Here is a 23555-nt window from a genome sequence, read left to right on the forward strand (position 1 = left end):
TTCGCGCTTGATTTCGAAGGTAAGGGTTGACGTAACGTCAAGGTCAAACCGAGTTTGGCAGGATGGTCGACGTGTGGACCATCGCTGGATCGTTGGAACCCGTACCCGTGCTCTCCCGCTTCCACCTGCTGGCCGAACCCGTCGCCGCCGCGGTGAAGGCGCTGCCTGATCCCGAACGCCTCGCGGTCGCCGAGATCGACCCGACGCTCGCGGACACCGCCGAGTTCTGCGCGCACTACGGCTCGCCGCTCGACGCCTCCGCCAACTGCGTCGTCGTCGCCGGCAAGCGCGGCGGTGAGCTCCGTTATGCGGCCTGCATGGTCATGGCGACCATGCGCGCGGACGTCAACGGTGTGATCCGCAAGCGCCTCGACGCGCGCAAGGCGTCGTTCGCGCCGATGGACGACGCCGTGTCGTTGACCGGCATGGAGTACGGCGGCATCACACCGATCGGACTGCCCGCAGGTTGGCCGATCCTGCTGTCGCCGGAGGTCGCCGCGGCACCGGAACTGGTGGTCGGCAGCGGCATCCGCGGCAGCAAGATCCTCGTGCCCGGCGACGTGCTGGCGAAGCTTCCGGGCGCCGAGATCATCGAGGACATGGCGCGCTGAGCCTGCTGATCACCAGCTCCGGGTCGAGCTCCCCACCTGATCACCCGCGGGTCCGGGCCGGACGACGTGAGGTCGCCGTCGGCGTCGAACAGCACGGTGTTCACCGGACCGGAGTGAGCGGTCGGCAGGGGGCGGCCCGCTGCTCGGACATGAGGTCCCACACCACGACGGCCGCGTCCTTGCAAGCTGATGCTTGCTCTGACCATGGCCATCACGGCCGCCATGAGCGTGCTGGTGCCGGGCACGGCTTTCGCCGCGCCCGACTGGGAGATCAACGAGGCGGTCAAGGGCACGCCGCCGTCGAACGCAGGCCCCAGCGGCAGCCCCAGGACCTACGACCGCGAGCACCCGTTCCAGAGCTAGGACTGGTACTTCACCAGTAGTTCCACCGCTTCATCGACATCGTCGGTGACGAGGATCCACTGTTCCGCCTCCCGGCCCGCCGCGAGCTTCTGCACCAGCGGTGCGGCCGGGACCTCGTCGGTCCAGAACGCCTTGCCCAGGAACACCATGGGGGCGGCTGGGCCGACGCTGCAGTAGTAGTTCTGCGTGAAGTCCTGGAAGACCTCCTGGACCGTGCCCGCCTTGCCCGGCGTGTAGACGATGCCGCCGGTCGCGACGGTCAGCAGGCCCTCCTCGCGCACCGAGTTCGCGAAGTACTTCGCGTGCAGCTCGCAGGCCGGGTTGGGCGGCTCGTGGCCGTAGAACCAGGTCGGAATGCCGATCGTGCGAGGTCTCTCGAAGCTGGGGATGTCCGGGAACGCCGCGAGCCACCGGCCGATCGACTCGTCGTCGTGGCCGAAGCCAGGGGCCTGCGCGATGGCGTCGAGCACGTCCTTGTCGGCTTCGCCGAGCCGGACGCCCAGCGGCACGGCCTCCATCGCGCCGGGTCCGCCGCCGGTCAGCACGGTGAAGCCGGCCTTGCCGAGCGCGCCGCCGAGCTCGACCGCGTTGCGGTAGCCGTCCGAGTCGCGGGCCAGCGCGTGCCCGCCCATGACCGCCACCGGCTGTCCGGTCAGCGCCTCGTCGAGCGCCTCGGTGATCGAGTGGTCGTGCAGGCGTTCGGCCAGCGCGTGCAGCGGGTCCGGGTGGTGGCCCTGCTGCTTGCTGTGCCGGTAGATCACCGCGTCGGGGGTGTCCGCGTACGATTTGGGGTCGGCGGGGTCGAAGCCCGCGAACAGCTCTGCCGGCGTGTAGAGCGACGACCGGTACACCTCGTACGGCAGGTCGGGGATGACCGGGAAGATCAACGCTCCCGCGGCCTCAGCCCGGCGCTGCATCGTCTCGCTGAGGGTGCAGCCGAGCAGCAGCGCCCCGTCCAGCGGGACCCGCACGTCCTCGCGGGTGAGGTCCAGCCCGATGATGACCGCTTTGCGCAGGTCGGACTCGGCTCTCAGCTGGTCCAGGTCGGTGATTTCGATCCGCACGGGAAAAAGCCTATGCCTCGGGCGAACCAACGCGCCGCCGAATCCGAATGAGTAGTGGGAACTGGTCCGCTCGTCGTCCGTCGAGCGGCCGCGGGCCGCGCTGCCCAGGAAAGGTTCCCCGCAATGGCTACCGAACAGCTGACCGGCTGCGCCGCACGTGGCGCCCGAGTGGTAGATCCCCACCGCGTCGAGTACCTGGACTGCGGCGGCTACGGAGTTCCTCTGCTCGGCCACGCCCACCCGGCGGTGGTGCAGGCCGTGGTCGGCCAGGTGCGCCGGCCGTCCCTGCTGGACCGCCTCATGCTCGATCTCGTCACCCCCAACGGTCTCGACCACGTGCACGTCTTCCCGTCGGCGTCGGAGGCCGCCCAGTTCGCCGTAGCCCTGGCTCAGGCCAACGGCCGCCCACGCGTCCTGACCACCGGCGAAGTCCCGTACGGCGGCATCGACTCGTTACGTGCCGTTCTAGCCTCCGGCCCACCGGCCTGCGTCCTCGTCGAACCGGTCCGCGCCGCCTCGTTCCCGCCCTCCGGCTACCTGCGCGCGATCGCCGAGGTGTGCCGCGAGCACGACGCGCTGCTGATCGTCGACGAAACGCGCACCGGCCTGGGCCGCCTCGGCGTGTGGTGGGGCTGCGACATCGACGGCGTGACCCCGGACATCCTCCTGGTGGGCGAGGGCCTCTCCGGCGGCGTGCTCCCGATAGCCGCCGTCGTGGCATCGGCGGCCGTCGAGGTGCCGTTGTGGCGCGGCCCGGAAGAGGTCTCGCCGCTGGCCTCCGCCGCCGTGAACGCCTGCCTGCGCGTCACCGCCGCCGACGGCCTCGTCGAACGAGCTTCAGTGCTCGGCGACGAGCTGCTGCTGGGCCTGCGCGCGGTCACCGCGGGCAAGGCCCACGCCTCCGGTCGCGGCCTGCTGCTCGGCGTCGAGCTGCCGGACAAGCACGCCGCCGACGTGTTCACCGGCGAGCTGCTGCGATCGCGCGTGCTCGCCGACTTCCGCGGGCGGACGGTGAGCTTCACCCCTCCTGCCGTCATGACGGCCGCGGACGCCGGGTGGTTGATCGAGGCCGTCGGGAGGGCCGCGGCCAAGATCTGAGCTCGCCCGGCACGTCCGGCGCACCCCTGCCAAGATCCAGGGTGGGGGTGCGCCGTGCTCAGACTTCTGCCGATCGTCATGCTGCTGACCGGATGCAGCGTGCTGGAAGGCTTCGATCCGGCGATCGACGCCGTCGGGAAGCAGATCGTGGCCGACTGGAAGCAACGCCAGGACGTGGCCGCCGCGCAGTACGAGTACCGGCACGGCCTCGACCAGGGCAACGTCCTGTCCGTCGAGGTCATGCTGCACGCGGACAAGATCACGGACGCCGCGGTCGACGAACTGGTGGAGATCGCCGAACGCGATTGCTGGCGCGCCGGGCCACGATGCTCCAGCCTCGGCTATGCCGTCCACACGACAGCCGACCCGCCGTACGCGGACAAGCCCGAATCCGGGAAGGCCGTGCGCACCGGCAAGATCGACTTCCACCGCGAGCAGGACTTGTCCGAGCTGGAGGCCAAGTACGGGCCGCGTCCGTCCGCGGAGGCCACCCGATGAGGCGCCTGACCGTCCTCGCGCTGCTCTGCTGCCTCAGCGCGTGCAGCACCAGCGACGACACGGTGGAAGATCTCGCCGACCGCATCACCGCCGACCTCGAAGCCCTGCCCGGCGCCAAGGCCGTGTCCGTCGAGCACAGCGCCGACATGGACCACCGGCAGCGCCTCCGCGTCAGCGCGACCGTTGAGGACAAGGCCAAGGCCGACGAGGCGATGGAGATCGTCAAGCGCGACTACTGGACGGGAACCGGTCGCCGGGTCGAGTTCCGCGTCCGCTTCACCAGCCCTGCCGGCGCGGAGCTCGTGAGCTCCGACGTCAGGTTCAAGCTCGGTGACTTGGTCGAGATGGAACGCAAGTACGGGCCGCGCTCGACGGCGGGTGAGCTGGATCCCGGCCGCTGAGTAGTTCCGCTCATCTTTCCCGGTCCGGGCTGCGAGTTAGCACCCCGTTGTGGTTCGCTCACTGCGAGTGAACGGGGGCTACGGGGTGTACGGAAATCCGGACGAGCTGGACCGCATCGCGAGCGAGATCGAAAAGCGCGCCGAGTCGGTCCGCACGCATGGCACCGAGATGAACGACAAGGCGCGGACGATGCACTGGAAGTCCGTGGCGGCCGATCGGTGCCGCGAGACCATCGAGGGCGACAAGCGCAAGCTGTTCCAGACCGCCGATGGCCTGGACGGCGCCGCTGCGGTGCTGCGGCAGCACGCCCAGGAGGTCCGCGAGATGATCGCCGCGATCAAGCGGATCGCGGAGGCCGTCACCGGCTGGTTCAAGAGCGCGATCGACACGTTCAACCGGGCCGTGGACGCGTTCAACAACGCCGTGAAGGACATCGCCAACGGCGTCGCCGACGCTCTCGGCTTCGGCGGTGGGCAGCCACCGCAGCCTCCCCAGCCACCGTGGACCGGCTGGAAGTGGGGCCCGGACAACCTGCCGCCGCAGGGCGACAAGGCGTGGCTCGAGGTCGGCGAGTACATGCGCGGTCAGGGCGTGCCCGCATGACCCCCGCGCCGCATCGGCTCGTGCTCTCCGCGCGGGAGTTCGCCTACCTGGTGGAGAAGACCGGCGTCGACCTGCCGCCCGACTGGATGCCCGCCGACGTCCAGATCGGCCCCGCCGAAGCAGACCTCACCAAGAAGCGCGTCGTGACCGGCGTCGGTGACGAGGCGGAGGTCCATCCGTCGGTGGAGCGCAACCTGCAGATCCTCGCCGGGCCTATGGTCATGCTGGACACCATCGCCTCTATCGGCGACAAGAGCTCGCACAGCGTCCACGCGGTCAACGGCCCGTTGGGCGCCTCGCTCTTCGCACTGGGCGACGGCGCAGTTGAGCTGTCCATGTTCGCGTCGACCGACCTCGGCAAGGAGCTGATCCGTGCCGTGCCGCAGGCAGACCGCGCCGGCGCGAGCCTCGAATCCCGGCTCGGCGGCAGCCACGAGGCAGAGCCACTCCGCGGCCGGTTGCCGTTGAAGGCGTTGCAGGAGATGGGTGCGGCCAGGCTCTTCCGCGCCGCCGACCCGGACGCCCCTGCCGCGGTGCTGGCCGAGCTGAAGCTGTCCGGTGCCGAAGCCTCTCTGGCGCAGAACGTCGCCGACCAGGCCGACGGCGCCCTGCGCTGCCTCGTCATCTCGGCCAACGGCACGTCGCAGGTCAACTGGGTGCACACGGCGGGCGGCTGGAGTGGCCTCGATCCGGAGCCGGACGGCTCGGGGCGCCGCATGGTGCGCATCGAACCGGCCCAACGCGAGGACCTCGGCACCTGGGTGGCGCCGGCGGTGGCGGGAGCACTGGCATGACGGAACCCGCAAAGCCCCCCGGCGTGACCAACGTCGACGTCTCCGGCGGCATGAAGAGCACGACCGTCCAGTGCGACGACCTGCTTGCGCTGAGCCGCCTCACCGACGAGGTCGGGGAGGACACCCTCAAGATCGCTGCGGCTGGCCACAAGTTTCTGGTCGAGCCCAACGTGCTCGCGTCGTCGTTGCTGAATCCCGGCGGCGTGGTGAAGTTCGAGGCGGCCATGGCTGTCGCGCTGGACGGACCGCACGGACTCACCGCCACGTCGGCGGGCATCAGGCTCCGTGGTGAAGCGCTGAAAGCCAGCAAGATCGCTTATGAGATGGCCGACGAGTTGGCGGCGAAGAGTCTCGAGGTTTCCCGGTGGTTCGCGGGCAAGGCGGTGACGGCCACTCCGACGGTCGCCGCCGCAACCGCCCTGCTCACCGGCGGTGCGATCGCAGCTGATGTCCACGCCAACTACGACGGCGACTGGATGAAGTGGTTGATGGACCACCCCGGCATGGTCGACAACCTGATAGGCATGACGCCGGGAATGATTTCCTCGCTCGGCATTCCGGTGGATTTGGCCACCACGCTCGACCTGCTGGCCGCCACCTACCCTGATGGCAACGCGGTCGTGACACCCTCTCGCAGCCACCCGCACGCTGATGTGCCCAAGGATCTGCACGACCTGATGGAAGGGCTTGCCATGCGCAACAAGCCCGATGTGCTTGAACCGAGAGGCAAGGATGAACCTGTCGATCCGGCCAACATCGACGTGCGCATCATCAAGAACGCACAGAATGAAGTGACCGGTTATGTGGTCGACATCCCGGGGACAAAGCACTGGAATCCGCCAGGTGTGGTGGAAAGCGCGAACGACACCGGTGTCAACGTGGACGCCATGGCGGGCAATCGAACCGTGTTGCAGAAGGGTATCGAAGAAGCGCTGCGCATGGCGGGTGCGACGGACGGGAAACCGGTGATGCTGCTCGGACACAGCCAGGGTGGCATCGTGGCTGCGCAGTCGACGCCGGACCTGGTCGCCAGCGGTTACAACGTGACCCATGTGGTCACCGCAGGGTCTCCGGTGGGCCGGATCGACGTGCCGGCCAACGTGCAGATGCTCTCCCTCGAGAATCGGAACGACATCGTGCCGCGGCTTGATGCCGCCGACAACCCGGACACGGCGAACCGGACCACGGTGAAGTTCGACCAGAACTACGGGGACTTCAAGAATCACAACATCGAGGAGAACTACTCGGAAGCTGCTCGGCAGCTGAGCGACCCCGGCTCGAAGACGTACCACGACCCTGCGGTGGCCAGATACCGCGACAGTCTCGGAGCGTTCACGAACGGTTCGCAAGCCGAAACTCGCACATATCGGGTGACTCGAGAGGGCGTCAATTGAAAATCGGGGGAAGGATCCTCGCGCTGGTCACGGCGTTGTCGCTCACCGCCTGCGGAATCACCGACCAGTACAACCAGGAGTACGACGAGCTCGGCAAGAAGGTGGTCGCGGAGGTCAAGCAGCAACAAGGCGTCGCCGATGCCGAGTACAGCTACGTGCACGGAATCGACCAAGGGCAAGGCATCAGCGTCAACGTCACGCTCAGCTCCGACGCGAATCCGGCGGACATGCCTGGAAAGCTGATGGAAATTGCGCAACGGAACTACTGGCTGGGCGTCACGCCTCCTGGTGGGCCGACGATGTCCGTGCGTGTGTGGAGCGCGGAGCCGTCACACCCACAGATCAGCCTGGAACAGGTGGACGTGAGCGATACGGCCGCGTTGGAGAAGAAGTACGGCCCCCGCCCGAAGAAGAAATGAGCACCACGATGACCCCAGACGAATGGCTCGCCGACTTCGAGGCCAAGACCGCCGAACTCCAGCGCAACGCCGCCGCCTTCCGCCGCAACCTCGAGTCCGCCGGCACGACCGTGACGACCGAGGACAAGTCCGTCACCGTCACAGTCGCCCCGAACGGCGCCCTGCTGGACCTCAAGATCGAGGGCAACACCGAGCTGGCCACCAGGATCCTCGCGCTCACCAGGACTGCTCGCGAGCAGGCCGCCACGAACGTGCTCGACGAGTTCCGCCACGTCACCGGCAGCCACGCGAACGAGCTGGACACCGACGTGTCCGTCCCCGGATCGCCGGCGCCCGAGCAGCAGAAGACCAAACCCGAGGACGAGGACTTCGCGGAGAAGGCGGTCTACCGCAAGGAGAGCTGGTGAAGACTCAGAAGATCACCGTCTGGTTCCCGTGCACCAGCACCCGGTCCTCCAGGTGCCACCGCAGCCCGCGCGCCAGCACGACCTTCTCGATGTCCCGCCCCTTGCGCACCATGTCCGCGACGGAGTCGCCGTGGTCCACTCGCAGCACGTCCTGCTCGATGATCGGCCCCGCGTCCAGGTCCGCCGTCACGTAGTGGCAGGTGGCCCCGACGAGCTTCACACCGCGGCGGTGCGCCTGGTGGTACGGCCGGGCGCCGATGAACGACGGCAGGAAGCTGTGGTGGATGTTGATCGTGCGGCCCGACCAGGCCGCGCAGAGCTCCGGCGGCAGGATCTGCATGAAGCGCGCCAGGACCACGGCGTGCGGGTCGTGCTTCTCCACGAGCTGGCGGAGCTGCGCGAACGCTGCCCGCTTGCCCTCCGGATCGTTCGAGGGGAACGGCACGTGGTGGAACGGGATGCCGTGGGCGCGGGTGATCTCGCCGAGCTCCGGGTGGTTGCCGATGACGGCGGACACCTCGACGTCCAGCTCGCCGGTCGCTACGCGGGCCAGCAGGTCGTAGAGGCAGTGACCCTCCTTCGACACCAGGATCACCACGCGCTTGCGGGCGCCCGTGTCGGTCACCGTCCACGTCGACTGCGCGCCCAGGGACGCCGCCACCTCCGCGAACCGGGAGCGCAGCTCGTCCACGCCGAACGGCAGGGAGTCCGCGCGGACTTCCTGGCGCGTGAAGAACCAGCTCGTCTCCGGGTCGGTGTGGTACGCGGCCTCGACGATCCAGCCGCCGTTCTCCGCGAGGAACGACGAGATCTTCGCGATGATGCCGGTGCGGTCCGGGCAGCCGAAGGTGATCACATAGCGACGCTCAGGCGATGACACGCCGCATGAGTATTCACGGCCTCGGCAGCGCCGCCAACAGCGACTCGTCGCCGGACACGATCGCGTGGCTCGGGCGGCCCCACAACCTGCGGTAGATCGCGTCGGCGGTGCCCGCGAGGGTGGCGTCGGAGTCGATGGCCGAGTCGTGCACGGCGGTGACGACCAGCGGCTCGCCCTCGGTCAGCCGCGCCTCCCACGTGCGGCCCGCGTCGGCGGCGTGCACCAGCAGTCGGCCGGTTCCGGAGATCCTGCGGCCCTTCTGCAGCTGCCGGGGCACCATCACGGTGAGGAACTCGTCGATGCCGTCGGCGGCGAACTCCGAGTCGAACAGCAGCGTCGGCACGTCGTGACCGGCGGCGAGTTCGGCGTCCAGGCGGTGGATCGACGTCTCGTGCGCCTGCCTGCGTGCCCACCAGCCGGCGCGGTTCGTGCCGTCGAACGTCCACGCCGGACGGTCCGCGGGTGTGTCGCGCAGCCGGGAGAGGAGCACGGAAAGCTCGTTGTCCCACCAGGTGAGCGCTTCGTCGAACTCCTGCGGCGGTTTCGGCCACTCCGGCAGGCCCGCCTCGGGCGCGGTGGCGATCGCCTTCGCCGCCCACGAGTGCACCGCGGCCTGGTGCCGCACGAGGTCCAGCACCGTCCACTCGGGACAGGGCGGGACCGCGGCGTCCTGGCCTGCCTCGACGGCGGCCGAACGCATCAACGAAGCCTGCTTCTCGATCTCCGCGACGAAGTCCACGACGAAACCCTACGGCGCGACTGCCGCCCATTCGAGCGTAATTTCGCCGAGCCGCCATCGGCGCCGGTCGTCCAGCACCGGCCAGCCCCGCGAAGCGAGCAACCGCGCCGACTCCACCCACCTCGCGCGAGGCCCGAAGGAGGCGAACGGTGCCGCGGTCGCCCAGCACGCGTCCAGCTCCGCCAGCAGCGCGTGCACGCGCTCGCCCGGCACGTTCTTGTGGATCAGCGCCTTGGGCAGCCGCTCGGCGAGGTCGGAAGGCGTCTCGATCCCGGACGGCTTGCACGCCAGCGTGAACCGCAAGGGACCGTCGGACGACAGCGTCACCCACGTGCACCGGCGGCCGATCTCGTCGCAGGTGCCCTCGATGATCAACCCACCGGGAGCCATGCGGCCGAGCATCGTGTCCCACGCCTCGAACGCCTGCTCCTCGGTGTACTGGCGCAGCACGTTGAACGCGCGCAACAACACCGGCCGCGCACCGGCCAGTTCGAAGCCACCGCGGCGGAAGTCCAGCCAGGGCGGGTCGGCCACCGCCTTGCCGGCCTCGACGCGGTCGGTGTCGATCTCCAGCCCGAGCACGCGCACGTCGGGACGCACCGTGCGCAGGCGCAGAGCCATCTCGACGGTGGTGATCGGCGACGAGCCGTACCCGAGGTCGACCACGAGCGGGTCGGCTGCCTCGGTCAAGAACGACGACAGCGTCCCGGTCATCCACCGGTCGACCCTGCGCAGGCGGTTCGGGTTGGTCGTGCCGCGCGTCGGCAGGCCGAGCGCACGAGCCCGGCCGGCCGCTAGCCGCGGTTTGCGAGCCATTCCGACGTGAACTCGCTCTCCTTGTCGAGCAGCACCGCGACCTGCTCGGCGATCAGCTTCTCGAGCTTGCCGCCCATGAGCGGGATGCTGACCTTGACCTCCCCCGTGAGGGTGACCTTCGAGCCGGAACCGTTGTCCGTGATGGTGAACGCACCGTCCAGCCGGCCGGGTACGCCGTTGAGCGTCACCTCGACCGTGCCCGCGCCCGCCGCCCAGTTCTCCATGCGCTGGATCACGAGGTCGCCGCCCAGCAGCGACTTGGCCATCGACGGCAGGTGCTCCGCGGGCACACCCTGCTTGAGCTGGTAGGACGTCTTCCCGTCCACGGACGAGAACGTCACGAGCTCGGCGTCGTTGCCGCCGATCGCGGCCAACCGGTCCCGCAGATAGGTCTCGTCGACCATCGCGCCGAAGACCTTCTCCGCCGAATGGGGTGACGTGGTGTGGTGCTCGATGCGGCGTGCCATGTCGCGGAGGCTACCGTTGACGCCTGTGACCACCACGCAGTCCGTACCTCTGGCCGAGCGCACCACGCTCCGACTCGGTGGCCCGGCCGCGCGGTTCGTCCACGCCACGACCGCAGCCGAGCTGGTCGAAGCCGTGCGAACAGCCGACGCCGACGACGACGAGAAGGTCCTCGTGCTCGGCGGGGGATCGAACCTCGTGATCTCGGACGGCGGCTTCGACGGCACCGTGGTGCACGTCGCCACCAAGGGCTTCCGGCTCGACCCGCTGGGCGGCGGGATCGTCCAGTTCACCGTCGAGGCCGGCGAGGAGTGGGACGCGGTCGTCGCAGAGGCGGTCGCGCAGGGACTCGGCGGCCTCGAGTGCCTGTCGGGCATCCCCGGTCTCAACGGCGCGACGCCCGTGCAGAACGTCGGCGCGTACGGCGTCGAGATCTCCCAGGTGCTGCAGTCGGTGGATCTTCTGGACCGGCGCAGCGGCAAGGTGCACCAGGTGCCCGCTGCCAAGCTGGGCCTCGACTACCGCACCAGCGTGCTGAAGGGCACGGACAACGCTGTCGTGCTGCGCACCAGGTTCTCGCTCACCGCCGGCGGCATGTCCGCCCCGATCCGCTACGCCGAGCTGGCGCGCGTTCTCGGTGTGGCGCAAGGTGATCGCGTTCCGGCCGACGAGGCCCGCAAGGCGGTGCTGGAGCTGCGCCGCGGCAAGGGCATGGTGCTCGACCCCGCCGACCACGACACGTGGAGCGCCGGCTCGTTCTTCACCAACCCGATCATCGACGACGCCACGTTCGCCGGCGTGCTGATCCGGATCGCCGAACGTCTCGGCGCCGACGTCGACGTGCCGACCTACCCGGCGGGGCAGGGCTTCAGGAAGCTCTCCGCCGCGTGGCTGATCGAACGTGCGGGCTTCCGCAAGGGCCACCAGGGTCCCGGCGGCCGGGTGGCGCTGTCCAGCAAGCACACGCTGGCGCTCACCAACCGCGGCGGCGCGTCCACCGAGGACCTGCTCGACCTGGCGCGCGAGGTGCGCGACGGCGTGCGGGCGGCGTTCGGCGTGGAACTGCACCCGGAACCGGTCTTCGTAGGCGTTCAGCTCTAGGGCTGTTCGGGTGACTCCGTGTGACCAACCGCTACCCGGCGTGTTTCATTGAGGTAGGGGTGGAATGGAGGTCGCCATGAGCTACCTCGACGACAACGCGCGAGAGGTCGTCCGGCCGATCAAGCGCCTGGTCGAAGACGAGTTCCTGTCCCGGCCCGGCGTGATCGGCGTCGACATCGGCGAGAAGTACACCGGCGGACGCCCGACGGGCCGGGTCGCGATCGTGGTCTACGTGTGTGCCAAGGGACCTGACCATCCGCAGCAGATACCGGCGGAGGTCAGCGGCGTCCCGACCGACGTCGTGGCGGAGTCGATCGTGCTGCACCGCGCCAGGATCACCCGCGCCGCGGACGTGCGACCCGTTGGGGTGGAACGGCATCCGGTGCTGCGCGGCGGCATCAGCATCGGCCCGGCCCGGTCGTTCAGGGTCGTGCCGCCGGAGGTGCCCACAGCCGGTGAGTACGTGATCGCCGGCACTCTCGGCGCGTTCGTGGTGACCAACGACGAACCCGGGAAGGTGCTGGGGCTCACGACTTTCCACGTCGGCTGCGTGGACGACTCGTGGTCGGTGGGCGACGAGTTCGTGCATCCGTCCAGAGTGGACGGTGGTATTCCCGGTGCCGACCAGGTCGCGGTGCTCGACCGGGCGGCGCTCGCGGGATCGGTGAGTGCGGCGGGCCTGAGGATGGGCGCCCGGCCGTTCCGCGCGGAGATCCTCGACATCGGCGCGGTCACCGGCACGGCGCGAGCCACGATCGGCTCGACGGTCCGCAAACGCGGCCGCACCACGGAACTCACGTACGGCGTGATCGCGTCCACGGACGCGACCCTGCGCCTGGACTTCGGCGACGGCCTTGGCGTCAGGACGTTGCGCGACCAGGTCCGCGTGCACTCGTCCGAACGCTTCGGCGACCAGGGCGACAGCGGCGCGGTGCTCGTGGACGCCGACAACCGCGTCGTGGGCCTGTACGTCGCCGGGTCGGGCTCGACGGGATTCGCGAACCCCATCGAGCCCGTCCTGCGTCAGCTGGACGTGGAGCTGCTCACACCCGGTGTACCCGAGTCGCGGAAGCCTGAGCCCGCGGCTTGAGCACGATCTCGTCGAGGTTCACGTGGGACGGCCGGGTGACCGCGAACGCGATCACGTCCGCCACGTCGTCGGCGCTCAGCGGTGTGAGGCCCTCGTAGACCTTCGCCGCGCGCTCGGTGTCGCCGCCGAAGCGGTTGGCCGAGAAGTCCGTCTCGACCATGCCCGGCAGGATCTCGGTGACCCGCACCGGCTGGCCGAGCAGCTCGCCGCGCAACGTCCGGTGCAACGCGGACTGCGCGTGCTTGGCGCTGGTGTAGCCGGAACCGTTGTCGTACGCATCACGTGCGGCGACGGACGTCACAGAGACGATGTGCCCGTCGCCGGACGCGATGAGCTTCGGGATGAACGCCTTGGTCACCAGCAGGGTGCCGAGGACGTTCGACTCCCACATCCAGCGCCACTCGTCCGGATCACCCTCGGCCACGGTCGACAGCCCCCGCGCGCCACCCGCGTTGTTCACGAGCACGTTCGCCTCGGGTACCCCGTCGGCGAAGGCGGCGACGGAGGCCTGGTCGGTGACGTCCAGCTCGAGCGCGGTTCCGTCGATCTCCTTCGCGATAACGTGGAGACGGTCCAGGCGACGTGCGCCGAGCACGACGTGGAAGCCCTCGGCGGCCAGCCGCCGGGCGGTGGCCTCACCGATGCCGGCGCTGGCTCCGGTCACTACTGCGACAGGTCGATTCACGGCTTCGATCGTAGGCTCCCGCACCGGGTGTGACCGACGTCACTCGCACCGTCACGTGGTCCTGAACGTCCACCATGGTGGGAGGTCGAAACCGTGAAGAGAACACTTGTCGCGCTGGTCGCCGGGCTGACGCTGCTGACCGGTTGCTCGAGTGTGGTGGCGGGCTCACCGAACTCGGACACCTCGAAGCCGGACGCGAAGGTCACCCTGTCCCCGGCGGACGGCACCAAGGACGTGCAGGTCACGTCCCAGGTCCAGGTCACCGTGGTGGACGGGACGATCGAGTCCGTCGCGCTGAAGTCGGCTGAGGGCAAGGACGTCAAGGGCACCCTCACCGAGGACAAGTCCGGCTGGACCATCGCCGAGCCGCTGGGTTACGGCAAGACGTACAGCTACTCAGGCAAGGCCGTCGGCGCCAACGGCAAGCCGGTCGAGCTCAAGGGCTCGTTCACGACCGTCGCACCCGGTTCGCAGACCCGCGCGACGCTCTGGCCCGGCGACAACCAGACCGTCGGCGTCGCGGCGCCGATCATGGTCAAGTTCGAGGCACCGGTCCAGGACAAGGCGACCGTCGAGAAGGCGCTCAAGGTCACCAACTCGGCGAACGTCACCGGCTCGTGGGCCTGGCTCAACGCGCAGGAAGTGCACTACCGGCCGGAGAAGTACTGGCCGGCGAACACCCAGATCAAGGTCGAGGCCAAGCTCTACGGCGTGAACTACGGCGGCGGTGCGTTCGGCAAGGCCGACGTGACCAGCGAGTTCACCATCGGCCGCAACCAGGTCGTGAAGATCGACAACCCGACGCACCAGCTCGTGGTGCTGCGCGACGGCCAGCAGGTCGCCTCGTACCCGGCGTCGTTCGGCAAGGACGCGGACCCGGAGCTGACCACGCCGAACGGCACGTTCGTGGTCATGTCGAAGCACGACACGTGGTCGTTCGACAACCCGCGCTACGGCTACACCAACGTCGTGAAGAAGTGGGCCGTCCGGTTCTCCAACCACGGCGAGTTCATCCACGAGAACAACGACAACGCGTCCAACATCGGCAAGAACAACACCTCGCACGGCTGCGCGAACCTGCTGGAAGCCGACGCCAAGGCGTACTTCGACTCGGCGATGGTGGGTGACCCGGTCGAGGTGACCGGCTCGATCACCACCCTGCCGGCGCAGTTCGACTGGTACGACTGGCAGATCCCGTGGGACCAGTGGAAGAGCAAGTCCGCGGTGAAGTAGGACCGGCGGGAATGCGTCCCCCGACCAGGTCGTTTGCACGTGTGTGCAGCTGACACACGTGACGGCGGCCGGCGGGGGACGACTGGCCGTCCGTGAGGCAGGACCTCCTGACGCGCCGCCGGTGGTGCTCGTCCACGGCTGGGCGCAGACAGGGGCGGTCTGGGACCTTCCCGATTTCCGGACTTACGCCGTTGACCTGCGCGGACACGGCGAGTCCGACGACTTCGGCGACTACCGCGACTCCGCGCAGTGGGCTGCGGATCTCAACGCCGTGCTGGAGCACACCGGGCCCGCGACCGTCGTCGGGTGGTCGTACGGCGGGCTCGTGATCACCGACTATCTGCGTGCGCACGGCACCGCGAAGATCAACGCGCTGGTGTTCGTGAGCGCGATCACCGAGATCGGCCGCGGTCGCCGGGGAGGCGAGACCGGGCGGGTCATGCGCGCCGCTCTGCCGGCGGCCATCACCGACGACGGGGCGATGGCGGACTTCTGCCGGGCCATGGCACCCGCGCTACCAGCTGAGACGGTCGGCGAACTCACAGCCGCGGCGACCGCCGTGAGCCATAAAGTGCGAGGTGAGCTGTTCCGCAGGGATGTGGGCAGCGCTGACGTGTTGTCCGCCGTCGACGTGCCGACCCTGGTGGTGCACGGAACTCAAGACGAGGTGGTCGCCCCTGCTGCCGCCGAGTACTCCGCCGCCCTGATCCCCGGAGCCGAGTTGAGCCTGTATCCCGACACCGCGCACGCACCGTTCCTGGAACGGCCGGAGCAGTTCGCCGCCGACCTGAAGCGGGTGGTCCGATGAAGCGCGTCGCGGTGCTCTCGGTCCACACGTCGCCGCTGGAGCAGCCGGGGACGGGTGATGCGGGCGGGATGAACGTGTACATCGTGCAGACGGCCACGCGGATGGCCCAGCGGGGCGTCGAGGTGGAGATCTTCACCCGTGCCACGTCGTCGGAGCTGCCGCCGGTCGCCGAGCTGGCACCCGGCGTGCACGTCCGGCACATCGCGGCAGGGCCGTTCGAGGGCCTGGGCAAGGAGGAGCTGCCCGGCCAGCTCTGCGCGTTCACCGCCGGTGTCCTGCGCGCCGAGGCGCGGCACGAGCCCGGCTACTACGACGCCATCCACTCGCACTACTGGCTGTCGGGGCAGGTGGGCTGGCTGGCGCGGGAACGGTGGGGCGTGCCGCTCGTGCACACCGCGCACACGCTCGCCAAGGTCAAGAACCTGGCGCTGGCCGAGGGGGACGCGCCGGAACCGCGGATGCGGGTGATCGGCGAGGAGCAGGTGGTGGGCGAGTCGGACCGGCTCGTGGCCAACACCGACATCGAGGCCAGCGAGCTGATCAAGCTCTACGACGCGGACGCCTCGAAGGTCGTCGTGGTGCCGCCCGGTGTCGACCTGGACAGGTTCACACCCGGCGACCGCGCCAAGGCCAGGCACTGGGTCGGGATCGCCCAGGACGCGATCGTGCTGGCGTTCGTGGGGCGGATCCAGCCGTTGAAGGCGCCGGACGTGCTGCTGCGCGCGGCCGCGGAGATGCTGGTCCGCGACCCGGGGCTGCGCTCGCGGCTGGTCGTGCTGATCGTCGGCGGACCGTCCGGTTCCGGGCTGGAGCAGCCGAAGGCGCTGGAAGAGCTCGCCGTGCAGCTGGGGATCACCGACGTGGTGCGGTTCCTGCCGCCGCAGCCGGGGCCGGCGCTGGCGCAGGTCTACCGGGCGGCGGACCTGATGGCGGTGCCGAGCTACAACGAGTCGTTCGGGCTGGTGGCGCTGGAGGCCCAGGCGTGCGGGACGCCCGTGGTCGCGGCGGCCGTCGGAGGGCTGCCTGTCGCCGTCAACGACGGTGTGTCCGGAGTGCTCGTGGACGGGCACGAGCCGGACGCGTGGGCTACGGCGATCGGATCAGTCGCGTTACCGCAGAGGGAGCACCTGGCGAGCAACGCCGTGGGGCATGCGCGACGCTTCTCCTGGGACCGCACGACTGATGCCCTGCTGGCGGGGTACCAAGAGGCGGCAGACGTGTTCCGCCGGGAGGTTTTCATTTGAGCGGCTTGATCCTTGACGATGTGATCAAATCTTTTTTGGACGAACGCGAGCTGAAGTACGACCGTCGTGAAGAGGGCAAGTTCTTCGTGACGCTGCCGGGGACCAAGAAGCTGCAGACCAACGTGTGGCTGGTCGAGACGGCGCACGCGCTGGTGGTCGAGGCGTTCGTGTGCCGGCGTCCCGACCAGTCGTTCGAGGAGGTCTACCGGTTCCTGCTGCGGCGCAACGCCCGGCTCTACGGCGTGCACTACACGATCGACGCCGAGGGTGACATCTACCTGGTCGGACGGGTCGGCAAGCACGCGGTGACCGCGGACGAGCTGGACCGGGTCCTCGGGCAGGTGCTGGAGGCGGCCGACGGGGACTTCAACCCGCTGCTGGAGATCGGGTTCGCCGACGCGATCCGGCGGGAGTGGGCCTGGCGGGTGTCGCGCGGCGAGTCGCTCGCGAACCTTCAGGCTTTCCAACATCTCGTTTCGGACTAGGCGGCAACCCCTGGTCCGTTCAGGACCGTCAGACGTGCATGGGCAGACCAGTGCTGTGGGTGGGAGTCGCGTTGCTGGCCCTGGTTTCGACGGGGTGCAGCGCCAGCAAGAACACGGGCGGGGCGAGCTACGACGCCGCGTCACCGCAGGCGGCGCACGAGAAGGTGGCGCCGCCGCAGCAGAAGCCGGGTCAGGAGAACACGCCGGCGGCCGTGCAGCCGGTGCAGCAGCAGGAACGGCAGCTGGTGCGCACGGCCAGCGTCGACCTGCGCAGTGACGACGTGCTGAAGGCCATCAGCCAGGTGAAGGACAAGGCGCAGGCCGTCGGCGGGTTCGCCGGGCAGGAGAACTCGACCAAGGACCGCGGCACGGTCACCGTGCGGGTGCCGTCGAGCGAGCTGGACCGTGTGGTGAAGGACCTCGCGGGGGTCGGCGAGGTCACGCGCAGCGAGGTGCGCAGCGAGGACGTCACGGACCAGCTGGTCGACGTCGAGGCGCGGATCGCGACGCAGAAGGCCAGCGTGGAGCGACTGCGGGTGCTGTTCGAGCGCGCGGGGACGACGTCCGAGATCGCGCAGATCGAGGGTGAGCTGACCAAGCGGCAGAGTGAGCTCGAGTCGATGCAGCGGCGCAGCGAGTCGCTGAAGGGCAAGGTCGCTCTCGCGACGCTGACCGTGCAGGTCAGCACTGTTCCGATCGCACCACCCGCGCCGGTGGAAGCCGGGTTCGGCTCGGCGTTCCTGTCCGGGTGGGACGCGGTGGTCGCGGTCCTCAAGGCGATCACCGTGGTGATCGGCGCGGTGCTGCCGTTCGTGCTGGTGCTCGCGTTGCCGGTGACGGCGCTGATCTACCTGCTGCGACGCCGGAAGCGTGTCACTCGAACGAACGAAGCAGCATGATCAAGTCTACTGAGAGTGGCCCTTTGTGAAGCGCGGAACGGCTCGGGAGAGAGGGGGAGTCGCTTCGAGCCGTCCCGCGTCAAAGGTCCCCGCTGCATGGGTCCGTGGACGGGGGGAGCCTCCGGATCCCAAGCGGGCCACGCGATCCGACGGGGATGACGAACCGCGCGAAGTGCCTCTCGCTCGTCGAGTAAGCGTGGGAGCCGACTCGCGGAGGCGGTATCAACTTCCCAGATACATCCTTGCGTTCACAAGTGCTTGTATTACTCCATTCGAGTGTAATTAGACGCGCTAAGTAACGTATCTGTAGCGATTGAGCGGTCCTTGACCTGTTCAGTGGGCTGGATCACGATGAGCCGCACAGGCTGGGTGTTCAGCGAGTGAATGAGGTCGCCGCATGGTCTTTCGCAGTCCGTTCCCCGACGTCGAGATCCCTGATGTGTCGCTGCACCAGCTGTTGTTCGGCGACATAGCCGACCGGGTGGACCGGGTTGCGTTGATCGACGGCATGTCCGGTGCCTCGCTCACGTACGGCCAGCTCGCCGGTGCCGTGGACCGCATGGCCGCGGCACTCGCCGCGCGCGGTATCGGCAAGGGCGACGTGGTGGGCATCCTCAGCCCGAACACTCCGTACTACGCCGTCGTGTTCCACGGCATCCTGCGCGCGGGCGCCACCGCGACCACGATCAACGCGCTCTACACGCCCGACGAGGTCGCGCACCAGCTGCACGACGCGGGCGCGAAGATGCTCTTCACGGTCTCCGTCCTGCTTCCGAACGCCGCTCCCGGCGCCGCGAAGGCCGGCGTCACGGACGTCGTGGTGCTGGACAAGGCGGAGGGCTACCCGTCGCTGGGCGAGCTGCTCGCCAACGACCACCCGGTGCCAGAGGTCGAGATCAACCCGGCCGAGGACATCGCGGTGCTGCCGTACTCGTCCGGCACGACCGCGCTGCCCAAGGGCGTGATGCTGACGCACCGCAACCTGGTCGCGAACCTCGTGCAGTGCCAGCCGATCCTGTCCGACGTCGGCCCGCACACCCGGATCCTCGCCGTGCTGCCGTTCTTCCACATCTACGGCATGCAGGTCCTGATGAACAACGGCCTGTACATCGGGGGTGTCGTCGTGACGCTGCCGAAGTTCGAGCTGCCGGAGTTCCTGCGCGTGATCGCCGAGCACAAGACCGACCGCGTCTACATCGCGCCCCCGGTCGCCGTCGCGCTGGCGAAGCACCCGATCGTCGACCAGTACGACCTGTCCGCCATGAAGACCCTGTTCTCCGGCGCCGCGCCGCTGGACGTCGAGCTCGCCGACGCGGTGCGCAAGCGCCTCGGCTGCCGTGTGTCGCAGGGCTACGGAATGACCGAGATGTCCCCGGTCAGCCACGCCATCCCGGACAGCCGCGACGACATCTCGGTCGGCACGGTGGGCGTGATCATCCCGAACCTGGAGTGCCGCCTGGTCGACCCGGCCACCGGCGCCGACGTCGGCGTGGGCGAGCGCGGCGAGCTGTGGTGCAAGGGCCCGAACATCATGAAGGGCTACCTGAACAACCCGGACGCCACCGCCGCCACCATCGACGACGAGGGCTGGCTGCACACCGGTGACGTCGCGGTGATCGACGCCGACGGCATCGTCTCGATCGTCGACCGCGTCAAGGAACTGATCAAGTACAAGGGCTACCAGGTCCCGCCGGCCGAGCTCGAAGCCGTGCTGCTGACCCACGACGAGATCGCCGACGCGGCGGTCATCGGCGTGCGGGACGCCGACGGCGAGGAGGTCCCGAAGGCCTTCGTGGTGCGCCAGCCGGACTCCACGATCACCGAGGAGGCCGTGATGGCGTTCGTGGCCGCGAACGTGGCGCCGCACAAGAAGGTCCGCGTGGTCGAGTTCATCGGGGCGATCCCGAAGTCGGCGGCCGGCAAGATCCTGCGCAAGGACCTCAGGGCTCGCGAACAGGCCTGACCCACAAGGCGAACGCCCCCAGCGAGATCGCTGGGGGCGTTCGGCGTGGTGTGTCGCTGCGCGGGTCAGCCGTAGACCGTCCAGCGGCCCTCCACGCGGTAGTCACCGCCGTGCCCGGTGAACCGCATCTTGGTGGTCGGCAACTGGTGGTTGGTCCAGCCCGCGTCTGCGGGGTTGTTGTACATGAACGCGTACGGAGACGGGAGATGGACAGCTGTCGCGTGGGCGTCGAACAGGTCGTCCTTGAACCAGTTGGCGATGAACTCCACGGCGTCCCCGACGAGGAACCCGATGACCTTGCCGAGCATTTCACCGATTGCGGCGCCCACGTACTCGGAAGCCCACTCGCCGACCGCTTCCTTGATCTTCTCGCTGATGTCGTCGCGGACCTTGAGCCACGCCTGGTTCACGGCATCCGCGAAACCACCGGAGTCCTCCTCGGCCATCATCACCACGGACACGAAGCTGCGCGGCCACGGGTCGGCCTTGGGCATGCCGAAGAGGCCGAACTTGTGGCCGGGGGCGGGGTAGTTGACGACCTCGCCGGCGTCGAAGTCGTCGGACACCTTCCAGGATTTGATCTTCCTGGTGTAGCCGGTGTGGAAGGTCTCCATACCTCCCAGCAGAATCTCGTCGGAACCCCACCCGCTGGTCTCCTCGACCGCCTTGACCTGCTGGATCCGGAAGTCCAAAGCAGTCAACTTCGGCTGGGTGGAGAGGTCCAGGCCGAGCCTCCTGGCCGCCTTCTCCGCCTCGGTCTCAGCCTTCTTCTCCTCCTGCTTGAGCGCCTGGGCCCGTTTGTTCACGGCGGCCTTCAGCTTCGCCGCGTCGATCTGCACCGTGTCGAACGCACCCTTGAAGCCGATGGCCCGGAACTGCGTGGCGGTCAGGCGGCCGTGCCTGCCCCACGGCGAGGCCGGGTTCATCGCTGCGGTCAGGTTGTTCGGCGAGACCTTCACGGCTTCCTTGGCGGCCGCGACGAACTTGTTGCGCTTGGCCACGGGCAGCGACAGCAGGCCCTGCTTGAGGTCTGCCTCGACGGTGCCGGCGGCGTAGGACCTGTCCAGGTCGTCCGCCACCGCCGCCAGGGAGTACCGCAGCGCGTCGCCGGCGTCCTTGGCGAGTGCGTAGGCCTCCGGGTTGCTCAGGTGCAGCGGAACCGGCGCTGGAATCAGCGGGCCCAGTGGCTCAGCGGCGGCCACTGCCTGTCCCTGTCCCGCGAGCGTTGCGGCGACCACCATCAGCGGCACGGCCAAGCCGCGGAGCGCTTGACAGGAACGAAGTCGGCGTCACCGGATTCGGGGTCGCCACCGGTCGCGGTGTCGCCTTCGACGGCGTAACGCACCGTGCCGACGGGATGGCAGCCTGGATCCGCCGTCGCCACCAACTTGAAGACGAGGTCCCAGGCTTCGTGAGTGCCCTCATAGCGATTGACGTCCGCGGCCGCTACCCGCGCAGGCGAGCAGTCGGCGGCATGGGCGGCGGACACGGGGACTGCAATTCCGCTCGCGACCGCCACCGCGAGCACGAGTCTCATCATGAACTTCATGGTGGGAGGTGTAGAGGCCGCGGGTTGTGGTTGGGTTGTACCGCAGGTCAGGGCCTGAGCAACGAGGATGTGAGCGTGTGCACCAACCAGGTGCGATAGCGCTCGGCCGGCCACCCGAGCAGTTGGTGCACGTGCGGCGACAACATCGTCGTCAGCACGTCCGCCACGGCATCGGCGTCCATGCCGTCCCGCACCTCGCCGGTCGTGACCAGCGCGGTGGCCAGCGCGAGGCAGTTCGCCCGCATCGCGTGCTCGCCCTCGTCCGAGATCCGCCGCATGTCCGCGTCGGCACCGGACGACTCGATGCCCGCCATGATCAACGAACCCGCGCGCTCCAGAATCAGGCCGTTCCGCCGCACCATCTCGGAGATCATCTCGGTGGCCGACGGCGTGCCGAGGACCTCCTCGAACTCCGGCCGGTCCCGCATGGCGACCGGCTCCTCGTCACCGGCGATCGCCACGTTCAGGGCGTCCTGGAAGATCTCGACCTTGTTCTTGTAGTGCGTGTACACGGTCCGCTCGGACACGCCCGCCTCGTACGCGATCTTCTTGATCGACGTTGCCACGAACCCGTCCCGTGCGAACAACCGGTGGCCCGCGTCGCGCACCAGCAGGCGCGTGTAGGCGGCTCCCTGCTCCCGCAGCGGTGAGCTGTACGAACGCTTGACTTCCTCACTCATCGAGTTCAGTCTAGCTGCATTCGTTGCAGCATGTCTGCACTCAAATTCTGGAGACCCGCGATGGCGAGGATCAGAGGCATCAGAGGTGTGAAGATCCCGGTCAGCGACCTGGCGCGCAGCATCGAGTGGTACCGCGAGGTGTTCGGCTACGAGGTCGCGTGGGAGTTCGCGGACGCGGATGGCGTGGTCCGCGGCGTCGCGGGCTGGGTGGGCGGCGGTGCGGCGGGGCTGAGCCTGCGGCTCAACCCGGAGAAGGCGAAGGCGCTCGCGGGTTTCGACCCGGTCAACTGGGCCGTGGAGACCCGCGAGGACCTCCGGGAGTGGATCGAGCACCTCGACGGGCTGGGCATCCCGCACTCGCCGGAGATCGAGGCGAGCATCGGGTGGCTGCTGGTCTTCAACGACCCCGATGGACTGGAGATCCACGTCTACACCGACGAGGAACATGGCGCGGATCACGGCGACCGGCCGGGGTACGGCAGGAGGGTCGGCATGGCAGGCTAGCTGCCATGTCTGTCGGAACCTTGGTGCTGCTCCGCCACGGCGAGAGCACGTGGAACGCGGAGAACCTGTTCACCGGCTGGGTGGACGTTCCCCTGTCGGAGAAGGGCGAGCGGGAGGCCCGCCGCGGCGGTGAGCTGCTGCGCGAAGCCGGTGTGCTGCCGGAGATCCTGCACACGTCGCTGATGCGCCGGGCGATCATGACCGCCAACCTGGCGCTGGACGCCGCCGACCGGCACTGGATCCCGGTCCGCCGCGACTGGCGCCTCAACGAGCGCCACTACGGCGCGCTGCAGGGCAAGAACAAGAAGCAGACGCTGGACACCTACGGCGAGGAGCAGTTCATGCTCTGGCGCCGGTCCTACGACACCCCGCCGCCGCCCATCGAGCCCGGCAGCGAGTTCAGCCAGGACGCCGACCCCCGCTACGCGGACCTCGGGCCGGACCTGCCGCTGACCGAGTGTCTCAAGGACGTCGTCGCCCGCATGCTCCCGTACTGGGACGAGGCGATCGTGCCGGACCTGCGCACCGGTAAGACCGTTCTCGTGGCCGCGCACGGCAACTCGCTGCGCGCGCTCGTGAAGCACCTCGACGGCATCTCCGACGAGGCCATCGCCGGGCTGAACATCCCGACCGGCATCCCGCTGCGCTACGACCTCGACGAGGACCTGAAGCCGCTCAAGCCGGGTGGCGAATACCTCGACCCGGATGCGGCGAAGGACGCCATTGCGGCAGTGGCCAACCAAGGCCGCTGACCAATTGAC

At 68.8% G+C, this 23555-nt stretch carries 29 protein-coding genes; 20 read left to right on the top strand and 9 right to left on the bottom strand.

Annotated elements, in window-relative coordinates; all coding sequences use genetic code 11:
• The first annotated feature begins 62 nt into the window (after positions 1-62).
• A complete protein-coding gene (locus ABFX45_RS13135) occupies positions 63-611 on the top strand; it encodes a YbaK/EbsC family protein (RefSeq protein ID WP_346129958.1) in 549 nt (182 codons plus the stop codon).
• Between the two features lie 189 nt (positions 612-800).
• Positions 801-974 (top strand): hypothetical protein, encoded by a 174-nt coding sequence (locus ABFX45_RS13140; protein WP_346129960.1) that lies wholly within the window; start codon positions 801-803, stop codon positions 972-974.
• Here ABFX45_RS13140 and ABFX45_RS13145 read toward each other — a convergent pair.
• A complete protein-coding gene (locus ABFX45_RS13145) occupies positions 971-2038 on the bottom strand; it encodes an LOG family protein (protein ID WP_346129962.1) in 1068 nt (355 codons plus the stop codon). The two genes, ABFX45_RS13140 and ABFX45_RS13145, sit on opposite strands and share 4 nt — an antisense overlap.
• A gap of 123 nt (positions 2039-2161) precedes the next feature.
• On the opposite strand from ABFX45_RS13145, the gene ABFX45_RS13150 reads away from it, so the two are divergent.
• The 8 genes from ABFX45_RS13150 (at position 2162) to ABFX45_RS13185 (ending at position 7653) form a co-directional block, all read left to right on the top strand.
• Positions 2162-3136, top strand: coding sequence for an aminotransferase class III-fold pyridoxal phosphate-dependent enzyme (locus tag ABFX45_RS13150; protein WP_109629108.1), 975 nt, complete (start codon positions 2162-2164; stop codon positions 3134-3136).
• A 54-nt stretch (positions 3137-3190) separates the two neighbouring features.
• The gene (locus ABFX45_RS13155) at positions 3191-3634 is read left to right on the top strand and encodes a hypothetical protein (protein ID WP_109629106.1); all 444 of its coding nucleotides are present in this window, start codon (positions 3191-3193) and stop codon (positions 3632-3634) included.
• Entirely contained in the window at positions 3631-4035 is a 405-nt protein-coding gene (locus ABFX45_RS13160) for a hypothetical protein (RefSeq protein WP_109629104.1), read from the top strand. Before ABFX45_RS13155 ends, ABFX45_RS13160 begins: the two co-directional genes overlap by 4 nt.
• A 67-nt stretch (positions 4036-4102) precedes the next feature.
• Entirely contained in the window at positions 4103-4639 is a 537-nt protein-coding gene (locus ABFX45_RS13165) for a putative T7SS-secreted protein (protein WP_346129965.1), read from the top strand.
• On the top strand, positions 4636-5433 hold the full coding sequence (locus ABFX45_RS13170) for an ESX secretion-associated protein EspG (protein WP_109629102.1): 798 nt from the start codon (positions 4636-4638) through the stop codon (positions 5431-5433). Before ABFX45_RS13165 ends, ABFX45_RS13170 begins: the two co-directional genes overlap by 4 nt.
• A 23-nt stretch (positions 5434-5456) precedes the next feature.
• A complete protein-coding gene (locus ABFX45_RS13175) occupies positions 5457-6827 on the top strand; it encodes a PGAP1-like alpha/beta domain-containing protein (protein ID WP_346129968.1) in 1371 nt (456 codons plus the stop codon).
• On the top strand, positions 6824-7246 hold the full coding sequence (locus ABFX45_RS13180; RefSeq protein ID WP_109629098.1) for a hypothetical protein: 423 nt from the start codon (positions 6824-6826) through the stop codon (positions 7244-7246). Before ABFX45_RS13175 ends, ABFX45_RS13180 begins: the two co-directional genes overlap by 4 nt.
• 8 nt (positions 7247-7254) lie before the next feature.
• Positions 7255-7653, top strand: a complete 399-nt coding sequence (locus tag ABFX45_RS13185; RefSeq protein WP_346129970.1) for a YbaB/EbfC family nucleoid-associated protein — start codon at positions 7255-7257, stop codon at positions 7651-7653.
• Positions 7654-7657: 4 nt separating this feature from the next.
• On the opposite strand, the gene purU is transcribed toward ABFX45_RS13185, so the two are convergent.
• Genes purU through ABFX45_RS13205 form a run of 4 tightly spaced genes read right to left on the bottom strand, consistent with a single transcriptional unit; the run spans position 7658 to position 10555 of the window.
• A complete protein-coding gene (purU, locus tag ABFX45_RS13190; protein ID WP_346129972.1) occupies positions 7658-8509 on the bottom strand; it encodes a formyltetrahydrofolate deformylase in 852 nt (283 codons plus the stop codon).
• A gap of 37 nt (positions 8510-8546) precedes the next feature.
• Complete coding sequence (locus ABFX45_RS13195; protein ID WP_233439092.1) at positions 8547-9272, bottom strand: maleylpyruvate isomerase family mycothiol-dependent enzyme; 726 nt, start codon at positions 9270-9272, stop codon at positions 8547-8549.
• Positions 9273-9281: 9 nt separating this feature from the next.
• On the bottom strand, positions 9282-10088 hold the full coding sequence (locus tag ABFX45_RS13200) for a class I SAM-dependent methyltransferase (RefSeq protein ID WP_346129975.1): 807 nt from the start codon (positions 10086-10088) through the stop codon (positions 9282-9284).
• Positions 10067-10555, bottom strand: coding sequence for a DUF2505 domain-containing protein (locus ABFX45_RS13205; protein WP_211337100.1), 489 nt, complete (start codon positions 10553-10555; stop codon positions 10067-10069). Before ABFX45_RS13205 ends, ABFX45_RS13200 begins: the two co-directional genes overlap by 22 nt.
• On the opposite strand from ABFX45_RS13205, the gene ABFX45_RS13210 reads away from it, so the two are divergent.
• Together ABFX45_RS13210 and ABFX45_RS13215 are read left to right on the top strand one after the other, a co-directional pair.
• The gene (locus ABFX45_RS13210; RefSeq protein ID WP_233439091.1) at positions 10554-11654 is read left to right on the top strand and encodes a UDP-N-acetylmuramate dehydrogenase; all 1101 of its coding nucleotides are present in this window, start codon (positions 10554-10556) and stop codon (positions 11652-11654) included. The two genes, ABFX45_RS13205 and ABFX45_RS13210, sit on opposite strands and share 2 nt — an antisense overlap.
• 76 nt (positions 11655-11730) lie before the next feature.
• The gene (locus ABFX45_RS13215; RefSeq protein ID WP_109632821.1) at positions 11731-12744 is read left to right on the top strand and encodes a chymotrypsin family serine protease; all 1014 of its coding nucleotides are present in this window, start codon (positions 11731-11733) and stop codon (positions 12742-12744) included.
• Here the strand turns inward: ABFX45_RS13215 and ABFX45_RS13220 are convergent.
• On the bottom strand, positions 12698-13429 hold the full coding sequence (locus ABFX45_RS13220) for an SDR family NAD(P)-dependent oxidoreductase (protein ID WP_346129978.1): 732 nt from the start codon (positions 13427-13429) through the stop codon (positions 12698-12700). The genes ABFX45_RS13215 and ABFX45_RS13220 overlap by 47 nt on opposite strands.
• Before the next feature lie 93 nt (positions 13430-13522).
• On the opposite strand from ABFX45_RS13220, the gene ABFX45_RS13225 reads away from it, so the two are divergent.
• The 6 genes from ABFX45_RS13225 to ABFX45_RS13250 all read left to right on the top strand — a co-directional run bounded on the left by ABFX45_RS13225 (position 13523) and on the right by ABFX45_RS13250 (position 20061).
• Complete coding sequence (locus tag ABFX45_RS13225; protein WP_109629085.1) at positions 13523-14662, top strand: L,D-transpeptidase; 1140 nt, start codon at positions 13523-13525, stop codon at positions 14660-14662.
• A 43-nt stretch (positions 14663-14705) separates the two neighbouring features.
• On the top strand, positions 14706-15470 hold the full coding sequence (locus ABFX45_RS13230) for an alpha/beta fold hydrolase (RefSeq protein WP_346129981.1): 765 nt from the start codon (positions 14706-14708) through the stop codon (positions 15468-15470).
• Positions 15467-16714, top strand: coding sequence for a D-inositol-3-phosphate glycosyltransferase (gene mshA / locus ABFX45_RS13235; protein ID WP_346129983.1), 1248 nt, complete (start codon positions 15467-15469; stop codon positions 16712-16714). The genes ABFX45_RS13230 and mshA overlap by 4 nt, the downstream gene beginning before the upstream one ends.
• 5 nt (positions 16715-16719) lie before the next feature.
• The gene (locus ABFX45_RS13240) at positions 16720-17199 is read left to right on the top strand and encodes a type III secretion system chaperone family protein (protein ID WP_346129985.1); all 480 of its coding nucleotides are present in this window, start codon (positions 16720-16722) and stop codon (positions 17197-17199) included.
• A gap of 38 nt (positions 17200-17237) precedes the next feature.
• Positions 17238-18098 carry a DUF4349 domain-containing protein gene (locus ABFX45_RS13245; protein WP_109629078.1) on the top strand — a complete coding sequence of 287 codons (861 nt, stop codon included), beginning with the start codon at positions 17238-17240 and terminating at the stop codon, positions 18096-18098.
• Positions 18099-18495: 397 nt separating this feature from the next.
• Complete coding sequence (locus ABFX45_RS13250; RefSeq protein WP_109629076.1) at positions 18496-20061, top strand: 4-coumarate--CoA ligase family protein; 1566 nt, start codon at positions 18496-18498, stop codon at positions 20059-20061.
• A 65-nt stretch (positions 20062-20126) separates the two neighbouring features.
• Here ABFX45_RS13250 and ABFX45_RS13255 read toward each other — a convergent pair whose 3' ends face one another.
• Genes ABFX45_RS13255 through ABFX45_RS13265 form a run of 3 tightly spaced genes read right to left on the bottom strand, consistent with a single transcriptional unit; the run spans position 20127 to position 22290 of the window.
• Positions 20127-21302 carry a hypothetical protein gene (locus ABFX45_RS13255; RefSeq protein WP_346129988.1) on the bottom strand — a complete coding sequence of 392 codons (1176 nt, stop codon included), beginning with the start codon at positions 21300-21302 and terminating at the stop codon, positions 20127-20129.
• A complete protein-coding gene (locus ABFX45_RS13260; protein ID WP_346129990.1) occupies positions 21302-21601 on the bottom strand; it encodes a hypothetical protein in 300 nt (99 codons plus the stop codon). The genes ABFX45_RS13255 and ABFX45_RS13260 overlap by 1 nt, the downstream gene beginning before the upstream one ends.
• 56 nt (positions 21602-21657) lie before the next feature.
• Complete coding sequence (locus ABFX45_RS13265; RefSeq protein WP_346129992.1) at positions 21658-22290, bottom strand: TetR/AcrR family transcriptional regulator; 633 nt, start codon at positions 22288-22290, stop codon at positions 21658-21660.
• Positions 22291-22350: 60 nt separating this feature from the next.
• On the opposite strand from ABFX45_RS13265, the gene ABFX45_RS13270 reads away from it, so the two are divergent.
• The gene (locus ABFX45_RS13270; protein WP_346129994.1) at positions 22351-22794 is read left to right on the top strand and encodes a VOC family protein; all 444 of its coding nucleotides are present in this window, start codon (positions 22351-22353) and stop codon (positions 22792-22794) included.
• A 5-nt stretch (positions 22795-22799) separates the two neighbouring features.
• Positions 22800-23546, top strand: a complete 747-nt coding sequence (locus ABFX45_RS13275; protein ID WP_109629065.1) for a phosphoglyceromutase — start codon at positions 22800-22802, stop codon at positions 23544-23546.
• Positions 23547-23555 lie beyond the last annotated feature (9 nt).

The organism is Lentzea roselyniae, from assembly GCF_039537795.1.
GTDB lineage: Bacteria > Actinomycetota > Actinomycetes > Mycobacteriales > Pseudonocardiaceae > Lentzea > Lentzea atacamensis.

What these genes read in the sequence shown, in the direction of transcription:
- ABFX45_RS13135 (WP_346129958.1), top strand. Translation starts at nt 63, where the DNA reads ATGGTCGACGTGTGGACCATCGCTGGATCGTTGGAACCCGTACCCGTG.
- ABFX45_RS13140 (WP_346129960.1), top strand. Translation starts at nt 801, where the DNA reads ATGCTTGCTCTGACCATGGCCATCACGGCCGCCATGAGCGTGCTGGTG.
- ABFX45_RS13150 (WP_109629108.1), top strand. Translation starts at nt 2,162, where the DNA reads ATGGCTACCGAACAGCTGACCGGCTGCGCCGCACGTGGCGCCCGAGTG.
- ABFX45_RS13160 (WP_109629104.1), top strand. Translation starts at nt 3,631, where the DNA reads ATGAGGCGCCTGACCGTCCTCGCGCTGCTCTGCTGCCTCAGCGCGTGC.
- ABFX45_RS13170 (WP_109629102.1), top strand. Translation starts at nt 4,636, where the DNA reads ATGACCCCCGCGCCGCATCGGCTCGTGCTCTCCGCGCGGGAGTTCGCC.
- ABFX45_RS13185 (WP_346129970.1), top strand. Translation starts at nt 7,255, where the DNA reads ATGACCCCAGACGAATGGCTCGCCGACTTCGAGGCCAAGACCGCCGAA.
- ABFX45_RS13200 (WP_346129975.1), bottom strand. Translation starts at nt 10,088, where the DNA reads ATGGCTCGCAAACCGCGGCTAGCGGCCGGCCGGGCTCGTGCGCTCGGC.
- ABFX45_RS13210 (WP_233439091.1), top strand. Translation starts at nt 10,554, where the DNA reads ATGTCGCGGAGGCTACCGTTGACGCCTGTGACCACCACGCAGTCCGTA.
- ABFX45_RS13205 (WP_211337100.1), bottom strand. Translation starts at nt 10,555, where the DNA reads ATGGCACGCCGCATCGAGCACCACACCACGTCACCCCATTCGGCGGAG.
- ABFX45_RS13215 (WP_109632821.1), top strand. Translation starts at nt 11,731, where the DNA reads ATGAGCTACCTCGACGACAACGCGCGAGAGGTCGTCCGGCCGATCAAG.
- mshA (WP_346129983.1), top strand. Translation starts at nt 15,467, where the DNA reads ATGAAGCGCGTCGCGGTGCTCTCGGTCCACACGTCGCCGCTGGAGCAG.
- ABFX45_RS13245 (WP_109629078.1), top strand. Translation starts at nt 17,238, where the DNA reads ATGGGCAGACCAGTGCTGTGGGTGGGAGTCGCGTTGCTGGCCCTGGTT.
- ABFX45_RS13250 (WP_109629076.1), top strand. Translation starts at nt 18,496, where the DNA reads ATGGTCTTTCGCAGTCCGTTCCCCGACGTCGAGATCCCTGATGTGTCG.
- ABFX45_RS13255 (WP_346129988.1), bottom strand. Translation starts at nt 21,302, where the DNA reads ATGGTGGTCGCCGCAACGCTCGCGGGACAGGGACAGGCAGTGGCCGCC.
- ABFX45_RS13260 (WP_346129990.1), bottom strand. Translation starts at nt 21,601, where the DNA reads ATGATGAGACTCGTGCTCGCGGTGGCGGTCGCGAGCGGAATTGCAGTC.
- ABFX45_RS13265 (WP_346129992.1), bottom strand. Translation starts at nt 22,290, where the DNA reads ATGAGTGAGGAAGTCAAGCGTTCGTACAGCTCACCGCTGCGGGAGCAG.
- ABFX45_RS13270 (WP_346129994.1), top strand. Translation starts at nt 22,351, where the DNA reads ATGGCGAGGATCAGAGGCATCAGAGGTGTGAAGATCCCGGTCAGCGAC.
- ABFX45_RS13275 (WP_109629065.1), top strand. Translation starts at nt 22,800, where the DNA reads ATGTCTGTCGGAACCTTGGTGCTGCTCCGCCACGGCGAGAGCACGTGG.